General features: G+C 40.6%; 26 protein-coding genes and 1 tRNA gene. 5 read left to right on the top strand and 22 right to left on the bottom strand.

Annotation, left to right across the window (positions count from 1 at the left end; genetic code table 11):
- Window positions 1-67: 67 nt before the first annotated feature.
- From ACOJQI_RS08640 to ACOJQI_RS08615, 6 genes are all read right to left on the bottom strand, one after another.
- Window positions 68-664: an SCO family protein gene (locus ACOJQI_RS08640; RefSeq protein WP_421384822.1), complete on the bottom strand. Its 597-nt coding sequence runs from the start codon at window positions 662-664 to the stop codon at window positions 68-70.
- A gap of 120 nt (window positions 665-784) precedes the next feature.
- Window positions 785-1,585 carry a type II pantothenate kinase gene (locus ACOJQI_RS08635; protein WP_421384821.1) on the bottom strand — a complete coding sequence of 267 codons (801 nt, stop codon included), beginning with the start codon at window positions 1,583-1,585 and terminating at the stop codon, window positions 785-787.
- A complete protein-coding gene (locus ACOJQI_RS08630) occupies window positions 1,582-1,875 on the bottom strand; it encodes a hypothetical protein (protein WP_421384820.1) in 294 nt (97 codons plus the stop codon). Before ACOJQI_RS08630 ends, ACOJQI_RS08635 begins: the two co-directional genes overlap by 4 nt.
- A 111-nt stretch (window positions 1,876-1,986) precedes the next feature.
- Window positions 1,987-5,121 (bottom strand): AAA family ATPase, encoded by a 3,135-nt coding sequence (locus ACOJQI_RS08625; RefSeq protein ID WP_421384819.1) that lies wholly within the window; start codon window positions 5,119-5,121, stop codon window positions 1,987-1,989.
- Window positions 5,118-6,263: an exonuclease SbcCD subunit D gene (locus tag ACOJQI_RS08620; protein ID WP_421384818.1), complete on the bottom strand. Its 1,146-nt coding sequence runs from the start codon at window positions 6,261-6,263 to the stop codon at window positions 5,118-5,120. Before ACOJQI_RS08620 ends, ACOJQI_RS08625 begins: the two co-directional genes overlap by 4 nt.
- Window positions 6,264-6,459: 196 nt before the next feature.
- Complete coding sequence (locus ACOJQI_RS08615; RefSeq protein WP_421384817.1) at window positions 6,460-6,990, bottom strand: hypothetical protein; 531 nt, start codon at window positions 6,988-6,990, stop codon at window positions 6,460-6,462.
- 260 nt (window positions 6,991-7,250) lie between these two features.
- On the opposite strand from ACOJQI_RS08615, the gene ACOJQI_RS08610 reads away from it, so the two are divergent.
- Together ACOJQI_RS08610 and ACOJQI_RS08605 are read left to right on the top strand one after the other, a co-directional pair.
- Window positions 7,251-7,347 (top strand) — tRNA-Sec (locus ACOJQI_RS08610).
- 331 nt (window positions 7,348-7,678) lie between these two features.
- The gene (locus ACOJQI_RS08605) at window positions 7,679-8,158 is read left to right on the top strand and encodes a CBO0543 family protein (RefSeq protein WP_421384816.1); all 480 of its coding nucleotides are present in this window, start codon (window positions 7,679-7,681) and stop codon (window positions 8,156-8,158) included.
- A gap of 40 nt (window positions 8,159-8,198) precedes the next feature.
- Here ACOJQI_RS08605 and ACOJQI_RS08600 read toward each other — a convergent pair whose 3' ends face one another.
- Together ACOJQI_RS08600 and ACOJQI_RS08595 are read right to left on the bottom strand one after the other, a co-directional pair.
- Window positions 8,199-8,765: a YtxH domain-containing protein gene (locus ACOJQI_RS08600; RefSeq protein WP_421384815.1), complete on the bottom strand. Its 567-nt coding sequence runs from the start codon at window positions 8,763-8,765 to the stop codon at window positions 8,199-8,201.
- A gap of 551 nt (window positions 8,766-9,316) precedes the next feature.
- The gene (locus ACOJQI_RS08595) at window positions 9,317-10,645 is read right to left on the bottom strand and encodes an ATP-binding protein (protein WP_421384814.1); all 1,329 of its coding nucleotides are present in this window, start codon (window positions 10,643-10,645) and stop codon (window positions 9,317-9,319) included.
- A 280-nt stretch (window positions 10,646-10,925) separates the two neighbouring features.
- Here ACOJQI_RS08595 and ACOJQI_RS08590 point away from each other — a divergent pair, with 280 nt between their 5' ends.
- Complete coding sequence (locus ACOJQI_RS08590; RefSeq protein ID WP_421384813.1) at window positions 10,926-11,354, top strand: DUF2621 domain-containing protein; 429 nt, start codon at window positions 10,926-10,928, stop codon at window positions 11,352-11,354.
- Between the two features lie 178 nt (window positions 11,355-11,532).
- Here ACOJQI_RS08590 and bacA read toward each other — a convergent pair whose 3' ends face one another.
- The 4 genes from bacA to ACOJQI_RS08570 all read right to left on the bottom strand — a co-directional run bounded on the left by bacA (window position 11,533) and on the right by ACOJQI_RS08570 (window position 14,671).
- Window positions 11,533-12,315: an undecaprenyl-diphosphate phosphatase gene (gene bacA, locus ACOJQI_RS08585; RefSeq protein ID WP_421384812.1), complete on the bottom strand. Its 783-nt coding sequence runs from the start codon at window positions 12,313-12,315 to the stop codon at window positions 11,533-11,535.
- Window positions 12,316-12,645: 330 nt separating this feature from the next.
- The gene (locus tag ACOJQI_RS08580; RefSeq protein ID WP_421385430.1) at window positions 12,646-13,125 is read right to left on the bottom strand and encodes a CcdC family protein; all 480 of its coding nucleotides are present in this window, start codon (window positions 13,123-13,125) and stop codon (window positions 12,646-12,648) included.
- Window positions 13,126-13,445: 320 nt separating this feature from the next.
- Window positions 13,446-13,805, bottom strand: a complete 360-nt coding sequence (locus ACOJQI_RS08575; RefSeq protein ID WP_421384811.1) for a response regulator — start codon at window positions 13,803-13,805, stop codon at window positions 13,446-13,448.
- Between the two features lie 158 nt (window positions 13,806-13,963).
- Window positions 13,964-14,671: a cytochrome c biogenesis CcdA family protein gene (locus tag ACOJQI_RS08570; protein ID WP_421384810.1), complete on the bottom strand. Its 708-nt coding sequence runs from the start codon at window positions 14,669-14,671 to the stop codon at window positions 13,964-13,966.
- Between the two features lie 281 nt (window positions 14,672-14,952).
- Between ACOJQI_RS08570 and ACOJQI_RS08565 the strand changes: the two genes are divergently transcribed.
- A complete protein-coding gene (locus ACOJQI_RS08565) occupies window positions 14,953-15,153 on the top strand; it encodes a Spo0E family sporulation regulatory protein-aspartic acid phosphatase (protein ID WP_421384809.1) in 201 nt (66 codons plus the stop codon).
- A gap of 52 nt (window positions 15,154-15,205) precedes the next feature.
- On the opposite strand, the gene ACOJQI_RS08560 is transcribed toward ACOJQI_RS08565, so the two are convergent.
- From ACOJQI_RS08560 to yneA, 10 genes are all read right to left on the bottom strand, one after another.
- On the bottom strand, window positions 15,206-15,838 hold the full coding sequence (locus ACOJQI_RS08560) for a hypothetical protein (protein ID WP_421384808.1): 633 nt from the start codon (window positions 15,836-15,838) through the stop codon (window positions 15,206-15,208).
- Between the two features lie 147 nt (window positions 15,839-15,985).
- Window positions 15,986-17,782 (bottom strand): ABC transporter ATP-binding protein, encoded by a 1,797-nt coding sequence (locus tag ACOJQI_RS08555; protein ID WP_421384807.1) that lies wholly within the window; start codon window positions 17,780-17,782, stop codon window positions 15,986-15,988.
- A 4-nt stretch (window positions 17,783-17,786) separates the two neighbouring features.
- On the bottom strand, window positions 17,787-19,535 hold the full coding sequence (locus ACOJQI_RS08550; protein WP_421384806.1) for an ABC transporter transmembrane domain-containing protein: 1,749 nt from the start codon (window positions 19,533-19,535) through the stop codon (window positions 17,787-17,789).
- 183 nt (window positions 19,536-19,718) lie between these two features.
- Window positions 19,719-20,879 carry a CamS family sex pheromone protein gene (locus ACOJQI_RS08545; protein WP_421384805.1) on the bottom strand — a complete coding sequence of 387 codons (1,161 nt, stop codon included), beginning with the start codon at window positions 20,877-20,879 and terminating at the stop codon, window positions 19,719-19,721.
- A gap of 122 nt (window positions 20,880-21,001) precedes the next feature.
- Complete coding sequence (locus ACOJQI_RS08540; RefSeq protein WP_409253840.1) at window positions 21,002-21,217, bottom strand: YneF family protein; 216 nt, start codon at window positions 21,215-21,217, stop codon at window positions 21,002-21,004.
- Window positions 21,218-21,338: 121 nt separating this feature from the next.
- On the bottom strand, window positions 21,339-21,779 hold the full coding sequence (gene sirA, locus ACOJQI_RS08535) for a sporulation inhibitor of replication protein SirA (protein WP_421384804.1): 441 nt from the start codon (window positions 21,777-21,779) through the stop codon (window positions 21,339-21,341).
- Window positions 21,780-21,991: 212 nt separating this feature from the next.
- Window positions 21,992-23,998 (bottom strand): transketolase, encoded by a 2,007-nt coding sequence (gene tkt, locus ACOJQI_RS08530; RefSeq protein ID WP_421384803.1) that lies wholly within the window; start codon window positions 23,996-23,998, stop codon window positions 21,992-21,994.
- A gap of 340 nt (window positions 23,999-24,338) precedes the next feature.
- A complete protein-coding gene (locus ACOJQI_RS08525; RefSeq protein ID WP_421384802.1) occupies window positions 24,339-24,572 on the bottom strand; it encodes a DUF896 domain-containing protein in 234 nt (77 codons plus the stop codon).
- A 121-nt stretch (window positions 24,573-24,693) separates the two neighbouring features.
- A complete protein-coding gene (locus ACOJQI_RS08520) occupies window positions 24,694-25,344 on the bottom strand; it encodes a YneB family resolvase-like protein (protein WP_421384801.1) in 651 nt (216 codons plus the stop codon).
- A gap of 11 nt (window positions 25,345-25,355) precedes the next feature.
- Window positions 25,356-25,682, bottom strand: a complete 327-nt coding sequence (yneA, locus tag ACOJQI_RS08515) for a cell division suppressor protein YneA (RefSeq protein ID WP_421384800.1) — start codon at window positions 25,680-25,682, stop codon at window positions 25,356-25,358.
- A 155-nt stretch (window positions 25,683-25,837) separates the two neighbouring features.
- On the opposite strand from yneA, the gene lexA reads away from it, so the two are divergent.
- The gene (gene lexA, locus ACOJQI_RS08510) at window positions 25,838-26,458 is read left to right on the top strand and encodes a transcriptional repressor LexA (RefSeq protein WP_421384799.1); all 621 of its coding nucleotides are present in this window, start codon (window positions 25,838-25,840) and stop codon (window positions 26,456-26,458) included.
- The last annotated feature ends 49 nt before the right edge of the window (window positions 26,459-26,507 follow it).

The raw sequence follows: 26,507 nt of genomic DNA, 5'->3' as shown, positions 1-26,507 counted from the left end.
CTATTCCTTCAAAGAACGGCATTTATAACATGTAAAAAGGACCGCCTCTTCGGCAGTCCTTTTTCGATTAGTCTTTTCCTTCTTCGATCAACGCTTCCATATCCAAAGCGATTTGATCGAATGGAACATCTTCATATCCAGTGTAGCTTTTCACCGTCACACCCTCCTGGTTTACCAGATAGAAGCTTGTCTGATGGACAACCTGATCTGTGTTCGGATCATCAGCAACAAGGGACTTGAATGATTTCTCAGCAAAAGTAGATATGTGGTCTTGCGTATAGCCGGTCAATAAATCCCACTTGCTTGTATCAGCATCATACTTGCTGATATATTCGGACAAAGCCTCAGGAGTATCGACTTCCGGATCAACACTGAAAGAAACGATCCGGTAATCTTCAATGCCTTTTTCTTTAAGCTTTTCCTGAAGAAGAGTCATATTGTAGGTCATTGGGGGACAGACCGTTTCACAATTGGTGAAAATGAAATCCGCCAGCCACACCTTACCCTTTAAATCATCCAGACTAACTGTTTCATTATTTTGATTGGTATAACTGAAATCCTGGACTTCCCAATTATGGTCTGCTTTGAAACCGCCATTTCCACAAGCGGCCAGAATTGCAGCAGAGACCAGTATAAAGACCAGTACTTTGTATTTTTTCAGCAAAGAAATCCCTCCACACACTTTTGTACCTTAACATCTATGCTTTCTATGTTAGTTTAATCAATTGCTGAAAACAATCAGTATAGAAAATTATACTTGAATATTTTGTGAAGGGATATGAGCCTAACTGTTTATGATGCATCCAACCGCGCCAGAAAATGCTCCATTTGCTAAGAATACTGGTTCATATTGGAGTATATCTTGAAATTGAGAAAGATCTGTTTTCAATAAATGGTTTCCGGCCAGGGCACCTCCGGTAAACAAGATTGTTTTCGTTCCTTCCATTTCTGCCAAACGGGCAGCAAGAAGAACTGTATTTTCTGCAATCATGTTAATAAGCGATCTAAGAGAATCATTTGGATTCCCTTTCCCCTTATAGTCCCCGGCAAAGTTTGCGGCTGTAAGGCGCCCCGGGATAGGTGTATCCCCATCTTCATAAAGGTCCTTGACCAGCAAATCGACATTTTCTCTTTTCCCAGACGCAGCCAAAGATATGATATCCCTAAAGGAATCCAGGCCTGATAAAATTTTTCCAAGTCCCAAAAGGGTACCTCCTCCTAAGCCCGTTCCTATAAGCCGTCTATATTCCTGTTTCTCCTGATCTACCAAAAACATAGACGTCCCAGTTCCGATATTAACTAAAATAAATGGGCCGCCAATCTGGTGTTCTTCAGATAGCAGGACTGCCGATCCTTTACAAACGGCCTCAAATTCTGGAATCTGTACAGCCGTTTTCAATAAATTTTTAACCTTGCCTGCTTTCCCGCCTGTAACATAATACTCGGAGGATGGTGACAACCATTGAATCCATTGACTTAACGAGCCTATGTCATTGGAAGGAAATATTTTAAAATGCCGCAGTCCCCTTTCATGATAAACCACCTTCGTTAATGTGCCCCCTGCATCGATTCCGACTTTGTTCATGAGGAAGTTTCCTTTCTTTTAGAGAATAAGTAGGCCTGAATAAATCCATTCAACACCATTATTACAAGAAAGGAGACCAGAAAATAGAAAACCCCTGTAAGTTGGTCTTCATAATTGTTTTCTGTAAAAAACCACCATAGTGAACCCAGGAGCATGATGATGAAATTAAATACAGTCCCCTCAATGAATGGCTTCTTATAACTATTGAAGTCAAGCAGACGCTTCCAGCTCCAAACGAAGGAAGCAGCCGCAGCCAGGAGGATAATCAATACAAAAAAGAATAATTTCATTACATAAATCACCTGCCATTTTTATATGATAGTTCTATCTTATTAGAAACTTATTCCAAATTAAAGTGAAAATAAAAGAGGACCTGATATCCTACCAGGCCCTCTGAAAAATTATGCTAAAAAATGAAATTCTGTAGTGCTTCCATTTTGGGAAGCGATGACTTCAAGACGGGCGTCGATTCTCTCTTTCAGCTCAGGTACGTGCGATATAAGCCCGACAAGGCGGCCGCTGCTCTGGATATCCATCAATGCTTCTATTGCATGGTCAAGTGATTCGGGATCGAGAGTACCGAACCCTTCATCAATAAACATTGTCTCCAGGGAAACGCCTCCAGCATACTGCTGAACGACATCGGCAAGTCCCAAGGCCAATGATAAAGCCGCTTTAAAGCTCTCACCGCCGGAAAGGGTTTTAACATGCCGGTCCTGACCAGTGTACTGATCGAAGACTAGAAGTTCCAAACCGCTTTGTACATTTCCTTTACTTCGGTCTTTTTTTCTGATCAGCCTGTATCTTCCTGATGTCATCTTCATCAATCTGTCGTTTGCCACCAGCAGAATGTCTTCAAGGAATGAAGCCAATACATAACGTTCAAAAGTCAAGCGATGACCATTTTGGCCCCTTGCCATTTCTGAAAGGTGACCTGCGATGCTATACCTTTCTTCCAGGGATTTCATCTGTTCGTTAAGATGATGGACATACTCCAGGATGGAGCCATTTTCCGATATTTTCATCTTCATTGAATTGTATTCTTCATTCAATTTCTTAAGTTCCTCATTCATTTCAGCGAATGATTGCTGAAGTTTTTCCAACTGAGGTTCCTCTGTATCCTGAAGGGATTTTTCCAACTCCTCCAGCCTGTCATGGACAGAGCGAACTTCTTCTCCGTAACTGGTTACCTTCTTTTCGAGCGAATTAATTTCTGATTCAGTTCTTTTGGCTTCCTGAAAAGCTTTATAGTTTTCAAACCCTTGTTCATCAAGGATTTTAAGAAATTTATTCCGCTCTTCCTCCATTTCGGCCTTTAACTTAGAGGCAGATTTTTGTTTATCCTTTACCTGAACCTCATTGATTGAGACTTCTTTCGTCAAGCGGTTATATATCTCCTGAGCTTTTTCATAAGATGATCTCAACGTTTTCAGCTCATACTGTGCCGCTTTCAATGCTGCATTAAATTTTTCCCTTGTCCGGATTTCAGCAGGAATGGCTGCTCGTCTGCTGTCCAACACTCCGTTTTTTGCATGAAAGGCCTCTGAGAAACCGAGTTCATCCCCTTTCAGCTTTTCCAGCTGATTTTCTTTCTTGGCAATAGCCGTTTTAATCTCTTCTATACGCTGCAGCAAGCCATTGTACCCATCCAAATTCAGGGTGTATTCTTTCAACTGCCTGTTCTGTTCTGTCAATTTGCTATGCAATGTTTGAACTTCCAGGTCAGTATCTTTTTCTTTGAAGCCTTCGCGTATCTTCAAGGTTTCTTCTAAAGCTTCTTGTTTCTGTGAAATGGCAGCGGCATGTTTTGCTTCGATTTCATAGAATGCCCTGTTTGCCTCATTCACCTTTTTTTCCTTTTCCATGACCATGGATTTGGCTGCCTTAAGATCTTTATCATCCGGAAGGTCTTCCTGAAGATGGGCAAGATTTGGATGATGGTCAGATCCGCATACAGGACAGGGCTCGTCCTTTCCAAGCTGAGACGCTAGGATGCCGGCCTGTGCTCTATTCCATTTGTCTTCAAGCCAGGTTAAAGTCGAGCGGGCATCATCAAGTTCTTTGGATGCCGATTGCTGTTGTTCCTGTCGTTTTGAAAGAACATTTTCTAAGCTTTTGACTTCATCGGTTAATTTTTTCAATTGAAGCAGCAACTTCTCCTCTGCCTGCAGTCTGGAGATAAACTTTTCTGTTTCAAATGCTTTCAAGCGGATATTTTCCAGGTCGGTTTTTCTTTTCTCCAGTTCATTATGGAGAGTCCTTTTTTCGTTAAGTTCTGCCATCAACCGGCCGACTTCATTTTTTAAATGATTTCTTTTCTCGTCCAACTCTTTTACTTCATCCTCAAGCTGCCCCAGTGAATAGACATCTTCTGTCATGCTTTCAAGTGTATTTACCTTCTTCGCAGCTCTCTCCCGTTCTTCTTCCTTTTGCTGCTCGTTTTCCCAATTTTCACGGGCATCGTCCATGTGACGGGATAATTCCTGTTGTTCTGCAACATACTTTTCCAGTTCGTGTTTGACAGCCTTTAATTCGCGGTTCAGCCTGTGGCAATACTCATCCTGCTGTACCAGTTTATCAGCTTGATAGGCCTTCTTTACTTCTACTTTTATCTCCTCAATTTCTCCTTGCTTCTTTTCAAGAGCGAGCTTTTGTTCACGAAGAATCTTTCTTTTTTCAAATTGCTCCACTAACTTTTGAGCTTGGACGATTTGTTTTTGGAGCTGGTCCCTATCTTTCTGTTTACTTTCATAGGATTGGTTTAATTGGTTCAAATCTTCTTTCATCTTTTCTATATGCTTTTTGAGTTTTTCCAAAATCAATTGATCATTTAAAGGCTCTTCCAGCATAAGATCCCTTAGTTCTTGATTGTCTTCCGGTTGTATACCCAAGAGGCGTCTCGTCCTATCCTCAACAGCTTTCTCAACGTCGCGTTTTAAAAGGTCGCTTTCTTCCTTCAACTTATCCTGGATCGTCTTATAAAATTCAGTATGAAAAAGTCGTTGCAGTATCGCTTCTTTATCTTTGCTGTCAGAGGTCAGCAGCTTCCTGAATTCTCCTTGGGGAATCATGAGGATCTGTCTGAATTGATTCGCATCAAGTTGAATGATCTCTTTGATTTTCTCATCAACATCCCGCACGTTTGCTGCCAAAAGCTGCATCTCCCCATTTTTATCAACAGCGTAAAATTCCGCTTTGGCTGTTACCGTCGTAAATCCTTCACCCCTGGCTTTTTTCTTTTCCTGTTGAGGGGAACGAATAATGTGATAGTTCTTTCCGCGCAATGAAAATGTCAGTGACACTTCCGTTAAATCATTATCATTGGCAAACTGACTGCGGAGATCGCTGCCGTTCCTGTCTTCTCCTGATGCCTTTCCGTAGATAGCAAAAGAAATACCATCAAAGATGGTGGTCTTTCCTGACCCCGTTTTCCCTGATATAACAAACATGGTTCTATTTCCAAGGAGCTGAAAATCAATCGTCTCTGCAGCAGGGTAAGGGCCGAACGCCTGCATCGTTAATTTTAAAGGTTTCATTTCTTTTCAGCCTCCTTCTTTGCCTTCTCAATAACACTGATCATGATCTGCTTTTTTTCTTCTGTGAATTCAGAAGTTGTCATTTCATCATAAAACTGTTCAAAGAGTTCCAGCTCTGTTTTCTTTTCATCCCTAACCGTTGAATAATCGTCTTTCACTCTCAAATCATACTGTTCCACTTTTCTTTCCAAATGAAGGACATTCGGGTAGACCTGACGTAATTTATTGATTGGATCAATCAATGCACCCTCATCATGAAGGATGACTTTCAGGAAATCATCTGTTTTCTGTTGCTGAAAGTATTGAGGGTCCAACAGTTCTTCCAAGCGGCCTGCAATCTCCCTCATATCCTGTTTTGGAGTAAGAGTCTTTTCCTCCATCGAGATATTTCCTTTGTGATCGATCTCGACAATCGAGACAGCCTTTCTTTGTTTAGCTTCAGAAAAAGAGTATTTTAATAGAGATCCGGAATACTTTACCTTTTCATGCTTAATGGCATCCGGGCTGTGCAAATGGCCAAGAGCAGTATAATGGAACGGTTCAAACAGCTCCGCTCCCACACATCCTGATCCTCCTACAGACAAAGTTCTTTCAGAATCAGATGTCTTTCCTCCCAATACAAAGGCATGTCCAACAAATACATGCGGTTCTGAAGGATCCATATTCTTCTCTATTTCACCAATAAGAGCTTTCATAGCATCATGGTGGGAATGAATCGAATCATCCTGTAAAAGCTGTTTGACGATACCCGGTTCAGCATAAGGGATCAAATGGAAGTTTACTCCCTCTATTTGTACCGGTGAGAAATCATTTGTAAGTTTCCCTTTGAGATACAATCTGCTTTGCCTGTACCATGAAGTACCGAATGATAGTCTCTCTGCACTGTCATGGTTACCGGAAATAGCAATAACAGGTGTTTTAAGTTCCACATTAATTTTGTAGAGGATTTCGTCCAGCAATTCGACCGCTTCCGTAGGCGGTACAGAGCGATCATATAAATCTCCCGCAATGACTACTGCATCCGGCTTCTCTTCTTCTACTAAATTCACAAATTGATACAGGACTTCCCGCTGTTGTTCCGTCATATAAATCCCGTGAACCAGCTTGCCCAAATGCCAGTCGGCTGTATGTATAAACTTCATTCCCTTCACCTCTCGAACAGATATTCTATTTGTATTATATCAGAGATTCCTTCCGGGTTGTTACAGTACTGGGAGATGGCATGAATTAACGGGTTCCCTGAAAATTTGAGATTAGGGATATGCCGGTCCCAGCCTGCCTTTATTAACAAAAAAAAGGACTGCCCCCTGATTGGGACAATCCTTTTACTGTCATGCATTAACCATTAATGTCATTGCTAAGGCTTGATTTTACAAGTCCAGCTTCTTCAAGAAGGCTTCCGATTTGCTCTTCAGCTTCTGCGAATTTTTCATTTGCAGCATCGAAGTTCACTTCTTCTTTTTCAAGCTCAGCCGCTTTCATATCATAAGACTCAGCAAGTGTTGTTTTGAATGTTTCAAGTTCTTCCTCATATTGTGAAAGATCCCCTGATACTTCAAAGCCTTTTACTGCTTCACTTGAAGCTTTTGCAGATTCAGCAGCTGCCGTTTTCATTTCTGCAGTCGGTGCTTCTTCTCCACCCATCGCAGCTTCGTAATCGTTCAACTCATTATCGATCCCGTTAAGCGTGCTTGTCATGTTCAAGTAGAAGTCCATCATTGCGCCTGAAGCATCAGCTGTTTCTTCTGTTGCCTCTGTATCTTCTGCATTATCTGCTGTATTATTGCCAGCTGCATCGTTTTCACTGTTGTTTGCACAACCTGCAACCGCTAACAAAATAGCCAATCCTAACCACCATAATTTTTTCATTTCCTTCATCCTTTCTCGAATGTTCTTGTTGAGTAGAATTTCGGCAAAATTTATGTAAGTGCGCTTATTACAAGGCAGCTTTCCATGTTTCAGCCGATATGTATCTTATCATGCTCTTCGGGGAGAGGTAAAGGAATATTCCTCCATTTCGCTAAAGTTTAAATCTTGAAAATATTACCTCATTTCTGAATATAACTGACCAGAACTTGTTACTTGAAAAAGTCATGATTCTGCTCCATAATAGAGCATGTTCATTACATGGGGCTGATTGTGTTGCTGGTGCATGCCTCGGTCTTCAAAACCGCTTGGGAGGCGCGTGCCGTCTCCGCTGGGTTCGATTCCCAGGCAGTCCCGCCAAATTTAAATTAATACCTGTATACATAGAAAAAGTCCTTAAGGCCATGAGCTTTAAGGACTTTCTTGTATTTATTGTTCTTTCCCCTTCTTGTACATCCGGTATGCAGCAACAATAAGCACTATGCCGATAATGACGCCGCTAAGATCTACTAATAAACCCATTTTCGCAACCCGCCTGACTTCAATTTAACTTCCATAATGATTCTGCTGCCATGTATATATTTTGGGCGGCAGTAAAAATTAATAGCTATGATAACGACTTAACTTCCATCAAGATTTTCGCATAAATACTATTTTTTTTCTACTAAATACGCCTCGGGGAGGAAGTCAGATGAGGAAGCGGAATGAACAGAGCCTTTTAATATTTTTGCTGCTATTCGGATTGATTTCATTGGTTAATCTGGTTCGGAAACCACCAGTAAAAGATTGGATCATCATTTTTCTTTTAAAGGGATTTTTATCATCCATTCTGGACAATGTCATGGTCAAAAAGGGATACGTGAGGTATCCTGTAAAACTTTTTAAAATATTCGATACCAGCTTCATCTTTGACTATCTTTTATTCCCGATCACTTGTGTATATTATAACCAGCTCACATACCAGAATGGGTTGAATTCCATCATAAAAAGAGTCTTCTACTTCAGTATTCCAATGACTATCGTAGAACAGTGGCTGGAAAATAAAACGAATCTTATTAAATATAAAAATGGATGGAATTGGTTATATACCCTCTTATCTTTAAGTGGAACGTTTTTATTTGTCAGAGCCATGATCGGGCTCATACGGATGAAAACAGAAAAAGAAGGATAATTAGGTGAACAAAAATAAAAAACCGGTAAAAACCGGTTTTTTATCCCAGCTGACCTGGAATTTTGCTGTCAGAATTGTTATTTGAAGAGCTGCTGTTGTTGTAGTTTGTAGTGTTGTTGCTTGAGCCGCTATTCGAATTGGTTTGTGATTGGTTGTGATTTTCATCCATCACTTCTTCGCCGGCTTCTTTCACCTTGCCGCCAATGTCTTTCAGGTCTGATGTTGCTTCTTTAGCTGTTGAAAGGATTTCAGTTGATTCATCTTTCACCTGGTTTACTTGGCCGACAATATCGCCGTTTACTTTTTCATATAAATTTTGAGCATCATGAATTGCTTCTTTTAATACAGATGATGCAGATTTCAGGCGGTCCTGAAGATCATTTTTGACGCCTGATGGATCATTTTTGACCTGGCTCGCCATATCCATTGTGGAATCTTTCATGTTCTTTGTGTTGGAAACCACTTTATTTCTTGTTGTTGAATCCAGCATGGCGATGGCTCCACCAACCACAGCGCCAAGCACCATTCCTTTTACGAGTTTACCGTTCTTTTCCTCTTCATTTGTTGATGAAACATTCGTATTGTTATAAGAAACAGTTTGTGTCATAGATTAACATCCTCCTAAACTATTTTTATTTATTAGCTTATTTTTTACTTTCCCGTTTTTGTTTCGTTTAAACTTTGATGTTTCCAAAGCTGATAACTGCAATTTTTTCCATAAAAGGAGTATGGTGATAGTTTTATGTACTTTAGAATCGTAAATACAAATATGGTTTAATCGGGCTTATAAGATTGAAATAATTGATTTCCGCTCCAGGCGCACGACTCCGCGGGGCGGGCGGTGAGCCTCCTCGGCTTCGCCTGCGGGGTCACACCTGTCCCGCTAGTCCGCAGGAGGTCGTGCACCTTCCGCTCCAATCAATACATTGTTATCTAAAGCTAATTGAACAAAAGACTTTGAAAAATATCGAGAGAAAACAATATTGTTGGCTTGCGCACACAGAAGAATAGTTTGTAAAGGAAACCTTTACGAAATCAGATGATGCTTACTTACACACCGTGGTCCATAACAGAATTAATAATCAACGATCATAACATAAATATAGCCCCCACCCATAAGTTGGGAGTGGGGGCTACGGTCTGTATCTTTACAGCTTTTTATACCATTTCATTGGCTGCTTGTTTTCCTCTCCTCGATTTCTTTGGAAGGGCTGCAGGTAATGAAATGTCAAAGGTAGTGCCTTTTCCTTTTTCACTTTGGACATGGATGGATCCATGGTGATCTTTCAAGATTCTTAGACAAACCATAAATCCAAGGCCAGTCCCTTTTTCTTTCGTTGTATAGAATGGCTCGCCAAGCTTATTAAGGGTGTTTTCGTCCATTCCTTCTCCTTCATCTTGAAAAGTGAGTAATACCTGACCATTCAGTTCACTTGCAGATATGTAGATATTCCCTCCAGCGGGCTGGGCTTCAATGGCATTTTTTATTAAATTGATAAAGACCTGCTTGATCTGATTTTCATCACATCTGATATATAAATCATTTTTTGTGAATTGTGAATGTATCGAAACATCGAATAAGGTGGCATTCGTCTGAAGCAGAGCTGTCACTTGCTGGATTATTTGGACGACGTTTTTCTCCTTGAAATGGACAGCCTGCGGCTTTGCCAGCATCAACAGCTCACTTAAAACCAGTTCAATCCGTTTGATTTCGGTAAAGATGATGTCTAAGTAATACTGATTGGTATTGGAGTCAGCTTTCATTAATTGGAGAAAGCCGTTGATAGCCGTTAGGGGGTTTCTGACTTCGTGGGCGATACCTGCAGCCAGCTGCCCCGCAATCGAGAGTTTTTGTGATTGGACTGCAAGGTTTTCATTTATTTCGATTAACTCCTCTTCCGCATAAACTCTGTGGGTTATATCTGAAATGGTACCAATGGTTCCCTGGAAATTCCCTTTTTCATCATAATTGAATTTAAGGTGAAGTTCCGCCCAAAAGTTCCCTCCATCTTTCATTCGGTAGAGGATTTCCACTTTCGTCCGATCCGTCTTTTCTTTAATACATCCCCTGATGATAGGCTGGACTTCATGACGCTGTTGAAGAGGCAAAAAATGAAGTGCATTCGCGTTCAGGCTTTCTTTTACCGTGTACCCTGAAAAAGTTTCCCAGGCCGGGTTCAGGAATTGAAAATGGCCAAGATCATCAGTCCTGAATACAACTTCATCTATTTTTTCCAATACCAACCCCATTTCATCTGACAATGTACGGTACTTCTCTTCACTCTTCTTCAATTTTTCCAGATACCTTTGATGCCGATCATAATATCCACCCAGCCAGATGCCGGCACCGAGTATTATAATCGTATAAACAATATCCACCACTAAATTGAGATTATTATCAAGTACAAGGTAAAAGATATAATCCCATGCTATTACAAATATTGTTACCATAAAGAATGCTGTAAGACGGCCCCGGTATCGACTCATTTCGTCACCCTTCGATCCTAATTCGTATTTTATCCCAATTTTCGCACAATTATCTTAAAATCAGTATACCATCTCTTTTAAAAAATGGAATAATATCCTTATGAAATATTTAAAATTCTTGCTTTACCGCTCTAAAGTACTAAGGGGGACTGTCCCTTTCACCACTTTAACGCACTAAAGTGTTTGCAGGGATTTATGCGCTGATACTTGTCACATTCCCTTACCTTGTCTATAATGAAAGACGATAATTGGCTTTTATAAATATATGAGGTGAAAAAGCGTGCAATTAGAAGGCTGGTTTTTAATCTTCATCCTCTTCTGGGTAGTCGTCCTTATTTCTTTATTTGCTATCGGCGGTTTCTTCATGTTCAGGAAGTTCCTGAAAAGAATGCCGAAAGAGGATGGCCGATCTGATTTGGATTGGGAAGAATATTATGTGAATCAAACCTATCAGTTATGGGGACCTAATGAAAAAGATATACTGAATGAACTCGTGTCACCTGTTCCCGAATTATTCAGAGATGTTGCAAAACAGAAAATCGCAGGTAAAATCGGTGAACTGGCTCTCAAAGAGAAAGCGTCTTCGATTTCACAGGAACTGATCATCCGCGGATATATCATCGCCACTCCTAAAAGGGATCATAAATTTCTCAGACAGAAATTGGATGAGATGAACATCGATGTATCCCCATATGAGCATCTGTTTTAGAGCAGAAGAAAGGATCTTGTGCATATGAGCGCGATTTTGATTATCCCTATTATTCTATATATCATTTTTTTCGGGGCGGGACTTGTTATTTATAAAAAATACAAAAAGAAAAAAGGTTGAGAACAGAAATTTCTGTTCTCAACCTTTTTTTATTAGCAGCCTAGAATATCCAATGTTATTAAAACATAAATACAGCAACAACTGCTGCCAGGATAAAACGATAATAAGCGAAAGGTGTCAATTTCACTTTCGATAAAATCTTCAAGAAAGACATGATGGCAATCAATGCTACAATGAACGCTGAAAAGAAACCGGCTATGAATAAATCGATGTCAGCTGCCGAGATGACCTCATAGCTTTTGAATAAATCCAAACCGCTTGCTGCAACCATCATCGGTACAGCCACTAAAAAAGAAAACTCTGCAGCCGTTTTATGATTCGCTCCGCTCAACACACCGCCAGCAATTGTCGCTCCTGCTCTTGAAAAACCCGGGAACAGTGCCAGGCACTGAAATAAACCAATACGGAAAGCTTGCTTATACGTTAATTCGTCAAGGTCCTCTGTGGAAACCTTATGATTCTTCTTCTCGGCATAGATGAGCAGCAGTGCGCCTGCCGCAAGGGCAATCACCACTGTGCGCGGAGAGAACAAATACTCTTTGATCAAGTCATGCAGAAGAAGACCGACAACCACCGCAGGCAGCATCGCGCAAATAATATGAATGATGTTCAGTCCTTCTTTAAAATTGAATCTCATGATGGTCAAGAAGCGTCTCCAATAAAAAACCACTACTGCCAATATTGCACCAAGCTGAATAAAGATACTGAATGTCTTTTCTTTCTCTCCGGTAAAATCAAGCAAGTGCCCAGCCAAAATCAAATGGCCGGTAGAAGAAACAGGCAAAAATTCTGTAAGTCCTTCAATTATCCCCAAAATGACAGCTATAAGGATATCGTTCAAATACTCCATCTCCCAAAATCAATATACAAACTCTTTGCTGCAGCCCGATAAGTAATGAATTGATTTTAAATCTACTTAAATGGAAAATATCTTTGTTTATCTATCGTTCTTTTAAGGATCCTCCTCAAAATTGTTCTTCCCAGTCATTATTTAATTCTATTAACATTTATTTCACTCATCGGTTTTCAGGATAGAACCTTTTTCCACAATTCTATCTAGGTAATCTTACTTTGAAGGAGTCTTACTGTAAAGTAAATTTTTTGTTACAGCATGCAGATCTGCTGACATTAAAAAACCGGCTGCCTGTCCAGAAACAGGTTACCGGTTCTCTTAAATCGTATTCGTCGTCAGGTCATCTTTATCATTTAACAACTTTTTGTACTGCAGATACATGGCCACCCGCCAAGGCACAATCATCCCAAAGGCAAGAATCCAAAACATTCCGCTCAGTTGTCCATAATCTATACTGCTGCTCAGTACCAGCTTTGCTGCAATTCGAACCAATAATAATCCGATTAGTATAAAGGCAAAAGCTTTCGATCGTTTCAGATAAATATCATTATCACGAATTTCAAAACGAGATGTTTTGATGAGGAATATAGAAAAAATCATACCTACAATCAAAGCCTCTACAACTTCTGCCAAAGTAACCCTGAACATGGGAATAAAAAACATCATAGCACCCGTACTCATAAAAAGCGGAGGCAGAATGATCTTCTTGGCAGTGACAGGCTTCTTCTGTGCTTTCATTCGAATAAAAATCACAAAAAATCCCATACAAATCGCAATAATGGATGAAGCAATCGTCATTGACATATCTATCATCCTTTATAAATAAATTACATGTGTCGACACTAATTATAGACTATTACCACAAAAGCGCAAGTGGCCGTTTAGCGACGTACGGATTGGAGGGCCACTGCATGAGATAAAGGAAACACGAAGAACGAAGTGATTCGATGTTGACTTATCGGAAGGAAGGGGACCGAAATCCGCTAGTCGCTGTCCACTGGAGCTGGACGAACCAAAAGCGCAAGTACCCCGTTAAGCGGCGTACAAACTGGAAGGCAACTTCCTTCCACTAATGCAAAAATAATACCCGCAGAACCAGCTGCGGGTATCGGGCTTGTTTAATTTAATACTCTATTTATTGCTTCGACAACGCGGCTCTCATCAAAAGGTTTTACGATAAAGTCTTTTGCCCCTGCTTCGATTGCTTCGACTACAAGTTTCTGCTGGCCCATTGCAGAACACATGATAATTTTGGCTTCAGGGTATTTCTTGACTATTTGCCTTACAGCTTCGATTCCTGTCATTTCCGGCATAGTAATATCCATTGTAACGATATCCGGTTGAAGCTCCCGGTATTTTTCTATTGCCTGGATACCATTCTCTGCTTCGCCGATTATTTGATGCTCACTGTTTTGAAGCATATTTCCCAGTGTCATCCGCATGAATTTAGCATCGTCCACTATTAGTACTGTTGCCACAGGTGTTCCTCCTCGTTCCAACCATGGGTGTGGATATTCTTTCAAAGTGAAATTTTCTGATTATTTACACCTACAAATATAGCACTCTTTCTTTGCACATTTCAATCTTGTACTTCAATCATTGTACCTGGAAACCCAAAAAAACATGTTCCTGTTTGTTAAAAACCTGTAAAGCCTCCTGTAATCTTACTGAAGAAGATGATAATGGCAGTGAGCCAGTCAAAAAAGAGCATGATACCGACAAGAATCATAATATATCCGCCGACCTTCATGATTTTAGCATTATTCTTTCTAATCCATTGCATCTTACCAACAAAGAATGATAAGACAAGGAACGGGATGGCGAAGCCGAGTGCATAAGAGATCATGTAAAGCATGCCAGACCCGGGATTCGTTCCGACAAGTGATATGACTGCTCCCAAAATGGGACCGGTACATGGTGTCCATCCGGCAGCAAAAGCCATACCAATTAAAACCGAGCCTATATATCCTGCAGGCCTATTCTTAAACTCGAATTTCCTGTCCTTCATCAGGAACTGGGGCTGGAAAACTCCTATTACCATCAATCCAAAGATAACGATAAAAATGGCCCCAATCTGGCGGATAATATCCTCATATTGGAACAGGATGTTTCCAAGGAACGAGGTACTGAATCCCAACACCACAAATATTGACGAAAACCCAATAAGGAACAAGATTGTATGAATCAAGCTCCTTTTCTGAAGTTTAACATTCTCATTTTTCAAGTCACTCACTGACATTCCTGTTATGTATGAAAGGAACGCCGGATAGAGCGGCAGACAGCACGGCGAGATGAAACTTAAAAAACCGGCGCCAAAAGCTAAAAATATATTAACATCAGCCATAAGCACAACTCCTAAACGAATTCTTTTATTTTTTTATTGTATCAGACATCGTTGGCCCGTAGGTGTTAAACTCCTGTGAACAATTTGTGTACGGATTTAAAGCCCCTATTATTGTCCACATCGCCTCTGCACCTTTACAATTCTTTACTTTTTTCATAAAAATTGAGAATAATTCTTTCAAAAAAAGGTTCTTTTCGCTATACTATTATATATCAGTGACAGTTATTAGTAGAATTACTGAAAGAAAAAAGAGACCACTCTTCAAGAAAGGACTTAAGGCCATGAGTAAACAAGAGCTACTAGATAGAATAGAAAAAAAGCGCGCCCAGTTAATAGACGTTGCAGCTAGTAATGGTCTTAACTCACCTCTGGCGATAAAATACAGCCAGGAACTTGATACTCTTTTGAATCATTATAACCGTAAATTCATAAAATCATCTTCCCTATCGACATCATTGGTTGCTAAACATGCAACTCTATAAAAAAAACAAAAGAGGCAAAAGCGAGCTGTATCGCATTTGCCTCTTTTTATAGTTATTTATGATTCATATCTCCTTCGACCCTATCATCTGAACCTGCTTTGTACTTATCTTCTTGTTCAGCATTTCGGGTTTCAACCTTTCCGACAACCCATGTATCATCTTCCATTACCAAGGTGAATGTGACTTCTTTTCGTCCTCTCAATTGGTTATTAATATGTTGAATGACTTCATATTCCTCTTCGGATACCTCTGTCAAAGTATAGCTCTGGTCCTCCCGCAGCCAAAGTGGTGTTTCTGTTGCTACCACTGATAACGATCCATTCTCCTCCCTAATATAGGTGTCTGCTAGGCTTTCAGCATACTCCGGTGTCATGATGGTTGAAAAATGCTGGATGATTTCTTCTTTGGATTCATATTCTTCAAGTTCAGGTCCTGCGTTTATCACTTCCATAAAGGTGTCCTTATATTGGCTTAATACATCCGCAGCTTTTTCTTTTGTCATTTGATCATTGCTTTCCGTGTTTCCGTTGACTTTTGTTTCATGTGAAGCGGTTTCATAATTTTCCTGCTGAACTTCTTTTACTGCCTCAGCCTCTGCCGGATTCGCTTCCGTGCTTTCTTCAGCCGTTCCGCATCCTGCTAATAGAAATAAAGATAAACCCAAGGCACACGATAATTTCTTCATACTATAATTCCCCTTTCTAAAAATTTTCTTATAGTAGCCTTTACACTACAGAAGGGGTTGATAAACAAAAAAAGAAGGCAGCCTCATCTTACGGCTGCCTCCTTCCTTAAAAACAGAAAGTGTATATTTAAGCTGGCGGTCCACTTTTTACGAGCTTACTGCGTCTTCTATACCTTCGACAAGGCCATTCTGAAGCAAGTACATTTTATGATACAACCCTTTCTGGGAGAGGAGGTCCTGATGGCTTCCCCTTTCTACTATTTCTCCCTGATGAAGGACCAGGATACAATCAGCATCCTGAATAGTAGAAAGCCTGTGGGCAATGGCAATTGTGGTCCTTCCTTTTCTCATCTTGGCCAACGCCTCCTGAATAGCATCTTCTGTTTCAGTATCGATATTGGCTGTTGCTTCATCCAGGACAAGAATCTTAGGATTTGTGGCAATCGTCCTGGCAAAAGCAATCAACTGCCTTTGCCCGCTTGAAAAGGTTGATCCCCGTTCCACAACCTTATGGGAGTATCCATCCGGAAGTTTTTCAATGAAAGTGTGTGCTTGAACAAACTCTGAAGCTGCCCTCACTTCCTCTTCCGTCATATCATTGTCATGCAGCTTGATATTATCCTCGACTGTTCCATAGAACAAAAACGGGTCTTGAAGTACCAAACCTACCTTTTCCCTCAGCTCTTCCATAGGGTAATCCTTTAAGGACTTCCCATCTATAAGGATTTCCCCTTGATTGTACTCATAGAATCTCATCAGCAAATTGATTATTGAGCTTTTTCCGCTCCCAGTATGACCGACAAGTGCTACAGTCTCCCCTGGTTTTGCAGTGAACGAGATGTTTTTCAGCACATCTTTCTTACCGTCGTAAGAAAACGTGATATCCCTGAACTCGATTTCTGCATCTGTTATATTTCCTTCACTGCCGCTTTTTTGAGCCGGGGTTTCCTCTTTTTCGTCAAGCAGGGTAAATACCCGGGAGGAAGCCACAATTGCCTGCTGGAACATGGACAGCCTCATCATTACATTATTAACCGGCTCAAAGAAACGGTCCAGGTAATTAATGAAAGCATATAGAACCCCGATTTCTACCGGACTATTAAAGGAGGTGATACCAAAGTAAGACAATACCAGTATCAAAGCAGAAATATACACCAAATCAATAGCGGGCCGAAGAAGAAGCCCATCCATTTTAATATTGCGCATCCCTGCTTTATAGTGGCCTTCATTGATATCACTGAACTCTTTCCTCATCCGCTTTTCCTGGCGAAACACCTGTACAATCGCCATTCCCTGCAGCGACTCACTCAACTTCGCATTGAGCTGGCTTAACCGTTCCCTTAAATCCTGATAGAACACGGAGCTGTACTTCCTGTAAGTTTTGATAATCATGAAAAGGACAGGCAGGATAAAAAGGCAGAACAAGGCCAGCTTGACATTAAGAATAAACATTGCCGTGAATATCCCAATGATCAGGAAGCTTCCCTGAATAAAACTTACCAGCACACTGACAAACATATCTTTAATCGCCTCTGTATCGTTTGTCACCCTTGATACAATCCCTCCTGCCGGTGTCTTATCGAAGTACCTCATCCCAAGGTTTTGAACTTTTGAAAAGACATCCACCCTCAGCTGCTGAATGATCTTCAGGGCAATTTCCTGAAACTTCAACAACTGAAAGTATGAAATGACGACATTGGCAATCTGAATGCCGAGAAAAGCTGCCCCCAGACCTACTAGTGGTGTATAAGGGAAATTCCTTGGTGTTAAATAATCATCAATAAAGACTTTGATTAGATATGGACCAATGACATCGCCGAGTGTTGTTAAAGCCAATAGAAAAAACGCAATAAAAATTGATTTTTTATGTGGAAAGGTATATCTTAATAACCTCTTTAGGACATGACGCTGTTCTTTTGCTGACATGGTCGTTGTTTTTTCCATAGGTTTACCCTCCATGCTCTACTAATTCTTCTAATTGCTGGCGCATATACATCTCCCTGTACCAGCCATCATTTTTCATCAACTCATCATGTGTGCCCTTTTCGGATATTTCTCCGTTTTCCAACACAAGAATTAAATTGGCATGTTGAATGGCACTTAACCTGTGTGCTGTAATGATAGTCGTTTTATCTTCACGATTCTCTCTCAATGATTTCAGGATGGATTCTTCTGTCTTGGCATCTACAGCCGAAAGGGAATCATCCAGGATTAGGACTTCAGGGTCCATCAAGAGTGCGCGGGCAATGGATATTCTTTGTTTCTGTCCGCCTGACAGCGAAACTCCACGCTCACCGACTATGGTTTGGTAACCTTCTGTAAATTGTTTGATGTCTTCATGGATATGCGCTAAAGAAGCAGCTCTCTCTATCGTTTCCTCTGTTGTCATAGGATTAGTGAAAGCTATATTCTCTGCAATTGTAGCTGAGAACAAGAAATGATCCTGTGGAACATATCCAAGCGATTCTCTAAGCTTTTCTAACTTATAATCTTTAATGGAATGTCCACCGAACGTGACACTTCCTTCATAACCTTCAAACTCCCTGATAAGTATCTTAAGCAGCGTCGTCTTTCCTGCCCCTGTCTTCCCTACTATCCCCAGTGTTTCGCCCTGTTTTAATTTAAATTGAATATCTTTCAGGACAGTCTCGTCTTCATTAGGGTAAGAAAAATGATCAATAGAGAACTCGATGTCACCTGTCGGCTTCACATCCAAAGAATCATCACTATCATCGATTTCAATTTTCTCTGCAAGGAGACCGGCCACCCGGTCATATGATGCCCTGCCTCTTTCCACTATGTTAAAAAGCCAGCCAAAAGCAAGCATCGGCCAAATCAGCAAACCTAAATAGGTTGTAAAGGAAACAAGCTCGCCTATTGTAAGTTCACCTGCAATTACAAACCTCGAACCAAACGCCACAGATAAAAAGAAGGATATCCCGACTATGATGGATATGGTCGGATCGAATAATGAATCAACCCGGGCAACTGAAATATTCTTCTGTACTACATCTTCTGACTGATCCCTGAAGGATTCGATATCCTCTTTTTCCTGCCCGAAGGTCTTGATGACTTTAATCCCCGATACACTCTCCTGAGTCTTATCGTTAAGGGCAGAGAATGCCTCCTGGGCTTTGTGGAAACGCTTATGTAATAGTGTGCCATAGTAATTGGTCAGCAGAGCCATAAACGGCATCGGGATAAGAGCGATCAAAGTCAATTTCCAGCTGATTGTGGCAGCCATCGCTATAATCACAAATCCTCCTGTTGCGAGAGAATCAACAAATGTCAAAACCCCCTGGCCGGCTGTCATCTGAATCGCTTGAAGATCATTAGTGGCATGGGCCATAAGGTCTCCAACACGCCTCTTCTGGTAGAAAGACGGCGTCATCTTCGTAAAGTGATGATACAATTTATTACGAAGGAGCTTGGAAAGCTTGACCGCTGAACCAAAGATCATAATCCTCCAGATAAATCTTAATCCATACATACTTAAACCAGCTGCTGCCAGAATCACAACCCAAAGAAGCAGGTCACCGGATGTAAGTTCTCCCTCCTTAATACTATCAACGACAATCCCTATCACTCGTGGGGGAACCAATTGAAGCACTGCCACCACTAACAGGACCGCAATTCCAGTAAGATAGGATTTTTTTTCTTGTTTAAAAAACCACATCAAATCCAGAAAGACTTTCATGCTGTTTTCCTCCGAATCCAGAAAATTTTGCGACTCTTAATTTTAGCAAATTTTTAAAAAATATAAAATAAAATAAAATAAAAGTTATTTCACTGAATTAATTGATACTGACCGCAATTAAGCTGGATGCTATAGGAGAACGATTCCAAAAAGAAAAAACGTGCGTCTGTGCACGTTTTTTCATCAGTTTCCGCTATCATGAATATGGACTACGGGTTCTTCTTCAGGCTCAATTAATACCGTCGCAGCCATTCCTTCTGGTGTCTTGACATAAATGTAAACTGGTTCGTGGGGGAAGAAATCTTGAATTTCAGGTGTAAAGGCTTGGACAAACCCTACGATCTCCCCATACTTAGTCATGTCTGTGTTCACATTAATAACCATCTTCTGAAGGTCACTCTCAATATAGGTTCCCTTCGCCACCAATTGAATCGTTCTGTCACTAAAGAAGGAATTCATATCTTCTTCAAGGCCCTTAAAGCGGTTGGAAACAACCCGGTCATGTTCTTCTGCTTCATCTGAAGGAAATAGGAAGTCCTGCTTTTCGACGTCTCGCCATTTTTTAATCGATTTATCGTTACCATCTAAATACGAATAAGTGAAATAGGAACCTGGAAGTACACTGTTCTTCTTTTCAAGTTGATAGAGTGAAATGACAATTGGTACATTTTGAAGATTCTCTTTCTGTCTTACCCGGTTAATGATCGTCTCTGCCATCTTCTTTCCTTCACTGATCATTTTTGCACTGGGCTTATCCGTTTTGCTGATCTCTTTGGTATCAAAGTGCTTAAGCCCCATATTGTCATCCACAGTAATATAATCAACTGAATTCATTGCAAGACTGATGGACAATCCTTTGATGTTCCCTTTTTTATCAACATAGTTCTGTTCATGGACATAGCCAAGGTATATGGGATTTTGTTTTTTTATCTCCATCACTTTTTCCCAGCCCATATCCTCCGTTACCTCGATAGCAGGGTTAAGTCCCAGTTCATCATTTGATTTCCGGCGGATCCAGCTGCCGATTTCATTTAAGTACTGCCCCTCTTGATAGACGTATTTATCAGCAGGGAAATACTCTTCCGACAAGCTCATAAGTCCTGTCTCTATTTCATTCATATCGACACGATTATTTATTTGATAAGTAATAAGCTCTCTATTTTCACTAAAAACGGATGATTTCACTTCATATCTTAAATACTCATTTGTTTCATTTTCGGATGTACTCTGCTGAGTAACCAGATTCGTGTTCTCTTCCTCAGTCTTATCAGGCACTCCTAACAAATTACATCCTGATAAGATCAACATTAGTCCTGTACTTGTTGCAATTAGTCGCTTTTTCATTTAGGTCTCCCTCCGACCATTATTTTAGCATAAAAATAGACTAGTGTAACTTCATATAGACCCCTCTCGTAATAAGGGATCCTGAACAAAGTAAAAAGCACCCTCTGCAGAGTGCTTCAAACTCATTTCATATTCTTGTTCATTGCGTTCATCATTTGATTGATTTTCTTCTGGGAAGGCTTTTGTCCCATCTGCATCATCATCATTCTTAACATTTGTTCATTGATTGGTGGATTTTTCTTAAGGTAGCTCATCATATATTTACGAGCGATGAAAAATCCTAGCGCTACTCCAGCTAAAGCAGCCAGAACACCGACTAGAATGAATTGCCAAAGCATAGTTCTTTTTCCTCCTTCATGTTGTCCTTATAAAAGTGTACTAAACCAAGAAAGATTATACAATAATTTAATTAAAATTTCTCTATTATCATTGAGTGATCCAGCAAATCACTACTGATACCTAAATGTAGTTCCTTACCTTTATCGGTTTCAGCCAGCCGAATTGTTCATTTTCGATGTCAATTGCCAGCAGGCGTCCATCGAGCTTTCTTAACAATTCAAATATATAAGCTTCCCAATCACTGTGTCCTTCCACTTCCACACCTATATACCTATCCATGACACGAATCTTGGCTGTATTTTTTCCGCAGGAGGACTCAATATAGAATTCATTGTCATTTTGTATGACATCCCTTTTGGCTGCAAGAGCTTGAGAAATAGCCCGGTTATAGGGTAAAAATGGTATAGAACGAGTTATATAATGGATTTGCCTTTTCACAACTTCCTCCATGAATCCATCAGCGAACATACTCTCATGGAACAAATTATAAAACGATCGTTCTCTGCCATAGAAATAATCAGCAATCTCATCTTCTATCCAATAGAGTCGGTAGAATTTCATTTCTCTTCCTCCCCATAGCTTGTCCTTTTCCATAGTATAAAGAACCCGGGAAAGTAAGATTGTAGAACACTGTTGAAAATTTCCACTAGTTTTGTCGAAAGTGTTTACAACTAAAAAAAGTTGTTTACCGGTAAAGTGATTTAAGAATGTCAATCAACAAGAAACTGAAAGCTGCTGTAAAACAGCAGCTTTCAGTGGCATAAAGAATTTATTTATCTTTCAAGCAAAGCTTTAACCCGTGATACTACATTTTCTACAGTAAAGCCGTACTCTTCCATAATTTTCTCACCAGGTGCAGAAGCCCCAAATCCATTGATGGCAAGGATATCTCCCTCATCACCTGCATAACGGTCCCAGCCGAGCGGAGATGCCACTTCAATTGCAAGGCGCTTTTTAACCGCTTTTGGAATGATGGACTCTTTATATTCTTTAGATTGTTCTTCAAAACGATCCCAAGATGGCATACTGATGACGGAAACAGCGATACCGTCCTTTGCAAGAACAGATTGAGCTTCAACAGCAAGGCTTACTTCAGATCCAGATGCAAGCAGGAGGGCATCCGGCTGCTCTTTGCCGGCTGGTGAAACAACATAAGCACCTTTTTCAACACCGGACTGGGCCTTTGCATCTGTACCTTTCAATGTCGGAAGGTTTTGTCTTGTCAATACCAGGGCAGTCGGCTTGTCTTTAGAAGTCAAAGCTGTACGCCATGCAGCCGCAGTCTCGTTTCCATCTCCAGGACGGATGACAGAAAGATTCGGCATTGCCCTTAGTGATGCAAGTTGTTCAATCGGCTCATGGGTAGGTCCATCTTCACCAACAGCGATACTATCATGAGTGAATACATATGTTACAGGCAGTCCCATTAGGGCAGCTAGACGGATTGCAGGTCTTAAGTAATCAGAGAATACAAAGAATGTACCTCCAAATACTTGGACTCCTCCATGCAATGCGATACCATTCATGGCTGCGCCCATACCAAATTCACGGACACCAAACCAGATATTTCTACCTTCATAGGATTCAGGTGTGAAGTCTTTTTGTCCTTTAATCATTGTTTTGTTGGAACCTGCAAGGTCTGCAGAACCGCCAATCAATGTAGGCATGTTCTTGGCTATTGCATTCATTACTTCACCGGAGGATGCACGGCTTGCAAGACTTTTACCTTCTTCATAAACAGGGACCTCTTTATCCCAGCCTTCAGGAAGTTCACCTTTCATTGCAGATTCGAATTGAGCTGCAAGCTCAGGATATTTCCCTTTATATTGAGAAAATAACTCTTCCCACTCCTGTTCCTTCTTCTGTCCTGCATCCACGATCTGTTCCTGGAAGCGTTCCTGCACTTCAGAAGGTACATGGAAATCCTGCTCAAAAGTCCATTTATAAGCTTCTTTTGTCAACTTCATTTCATCTTCACCAAGCGGTGCACCGTGAACATCAGACTTACCGGATTTGTTTGGTGCTCCATATCCGATAACCGTTTTCACTTCAATCAATGCCGGACGATTTTCATCCATTCTTGCCTCTTCCAAGGCCTTTGCGATTGCCTCTGTATCATTTCCATCCTCAACACGGATGTACTGCCACCCGTATGCTTTAAATCGCCCTTCTACATCTTCAGAGAAAGACTTATCTAAATCACCATCTAATGAGATATCGTTGGAATCATACATAACAATCAGACGGCCTAATTTAAGGTGAGCAGCAAGTGATGCTGCTTCAGAAGAGATACCTTCCATTAGATCCCCATCTCCACAAATGCTATATGTATAATGGTCAACAATGTTGAAGTTATCGCGGTTATATACAGATGCCAGGTGGCGTTCTGCCATTGCCATACCAACCGACATTGCCAAACCTTGTCCAAGCGGACCAGTAGTTGCTTCAACTCCAGGTGTATGACCGTATTCCGGGTGTCCAGGTGTCTTACTTCCCCACTGTCTGAATTGTTTCAAGTCTTCCATGGAAACATCATAGCCGGATAGGTGTAACAAACTGTATAACAGCATAGATCCATGTCCAGCAGAAAGAACAAATCTATCCCTGTTATACCACTCTGGATTTTTAGGGTTATGGTTCATAACTCTGGACCAGAGAGCATACGCCATAGGTGCAGCGCCCATTGGCATACCCGGGTGTCCAGAATTTGCTTTTTCAATAGCATCAATTGAAAGAGTCCTTATTGTATTAATGGCTAATTGATCCGTTACATCAAACATTAATCAACATCCTTCCTTTTTTCGGTTATTACTTGTTAATATTAATATTCTTATCGAGTTTATACAACTGATTTGTCCTGCCCAAATCCTTTGTAAGTCGGCTTGAAAGCGGTTACTTAGTTGATTTGAAAGCCTTTTCTTCAACAAGAAAATTATTTTCCTTGTTTATAAAAAATACGGAATATTTTTCGAAGCCAACTCTGTAATCTAATGATGAATAAAACCTTTCACTTTTTTAGAATGCTCCTTTTTATAGTCCTAATACCCTAAATCAACATCAGTGAATACCGAAAATAAAAAAACATGCAAAAATGCATGTTTTTACTATCTGTCCTCTACATTAATGAAGATTTTTGTTTTTTTGGATATCTCTTACCTTCTGCGGAGTTACTTCATTTCCTTCGGGATCAAACATCCTTGTATTTTCTATAGTTGATCTCATAGAATGCCTGAATGTTTCAAGATACTCTTTTCTTAGTTTTGTTTGTTCTTTTGCCTCTGCAGGTGTCAAACCTTTAGCTTTGGATTTTTTGGCCAGGGTGTTGATACGTGCCATTTTCTCCTTTGATAACATATTGGTTTCTCCTCTCATTATTGTCATATTAAAAAAAGCACTTAACAACAGTGCTCATACATCATCAGGATTACCGATTTAATATCGACATGTTACTAAAAACAGAGAGAAAATACAAGTTTCAGTCTTCCTTTGGGGAGTTTATATATTCCTGATATCTCCTGTGAACGGTTGCCTTGGATATGTTATAGCCAAAACCTCTCAAGGTTGCTGCAATTTCTGCAAAAGTTAACTTATTGTCCCTTAGCCGGACGATTTCTTCTACAGGGACTTCAATCCGTTCCCTTCCCTCACCATTACCCCTGTTCTTAAGATTTTTATGAGGTTCATATCCCTTTTCTACAGCTCTTCTCATTCCACGTTTAATTTTCAAATTATGCAGCTTTCTCTGATGTTCCTCAACCATACTGACAATTTGGAGAACCATTGAATCGGATTCTGAAAGATGCAGTTCTCCATTATGGGAGATGCTGAAGATTTTGGCCCCCTCTTTCATGATACAGTGAAGGAGCGCGATCTTCGCATTTCCTCTCCCAATCCGGGTTTCGTCCTGTATCAGAACTGCCTCTATTTCTTCCTTCTTCATGAGGTCGAGAAGTTCCAGCACCCCTTCCCTGTCCAATTCATAACCACTGGCTTGATCCTTGATAATATGTATAACCTCAAAGTTAAAATTCCCCGCCAGCTTCAACAGTTCTTCCTCCTGCCGCTGGAGTGAAGTTTCCTGAGTATCTTTTTTTGTACTGACCCTGCAGTAAATTGCTGCTTTCATAAATCAAACTCCTATTCTGTCCCACTTGCAAGTTCAAAGTGCTTCTCATTCAGGTGAGTTGATTTCTCTACTGGGATAATCAATGAATCTCCAGGTTTGATGATATCTGTTGCCAGATTATTTTTTTCACTCACCCATTTCACCAAATCTTTGGTAGACATTGTGTGACCATCAGAAAGTTCTTCAGCGATAACCCAAAGTGAATCGCCCTCTTTAACCGTTACTGTCTGGTACGACTCTCCTGTATCCACTTTCATAAGTGAAAGGAATCCCATAATAACCGCCAGCCCCATTAGCAGGATGACATAAGAATAATTTCTCCAGATAGATAATAACATAAAAATTACCTCCGTGCGAATGTTTGTTCGTGTTTTGTTAATAAGATTATAATACGAACATTCGTTTGGTGTCAACAAATATTCGAACTTATGTTTGTATCGCTTTGTATGGCATGCTATAATGGGAACAAAAGATCGGTTTTGAGGTGGAATAAATGACAAAATTATCTAAAAGGCAGCAGGATATCCTTCAATATATCAAAGAAGAAGTCAAATCAAAGGGATATCCGCCATCTGTAAGAGAAATCGGGGAAGCTGTAGGGCTTGCCTCCAGCTCAACTGTTCATGGTCACCTTGCAAGATTGGAAAGCAAGGGATTGATCAGAAGGGACCCAACTAAGCCAAGGGCCATTGAAGTCCTGGACCTTGAAGAAGATTCTATTCCAAGGCAGACTGCTGTAAATGTTCCTTTGATAGGGAAGGTAACCGCTGGTCAGCCAATCACAGCAGTAGAGAATGTTGAAGAATTCTTTCCGCTGCCGCAGCGTCTTGCTCCTGCAGATGAACAGGTTTTCATGCTGGAGATTATGGGGGACAGTATGATAGAGGCCGGAATCTTAGATGGCGACTATGTAATTGTCCGGCAGCAGCAAACAGCAAATAATGGTGACATTGTTGTCGCAATGACAGAAGAGGATGAAGCAACCGTTAAGCGTTTCTTCAAAGAACAAGATTTCATTCGGCTTCAGCCAGAGAATTCGTCAATGGCTCCCATTATCTTGCGCCATGTTTCCATATTGGGAAAAGTCATCGGGGTTTACCGCCAGATTCACTAGAAAACAAGCAAGAAGGCCGGGCATCAGCGCGGCCTTCTTGCTTGTTTTC

This window comes from Bacillus salacetis, from assembly GCF_049177075.1.
Classification (GTDB): domain Bacteria; phylum Bacillota; class Bacilli; order Bacillales; family Bacillaceae_B; genus Rossellomorea; species Rossellomorea salacetis_A.
Note: the sequence above shows the minus strand (reverse complement) of the source record. Positions and strands in the feature narration are given on the sequence as shown.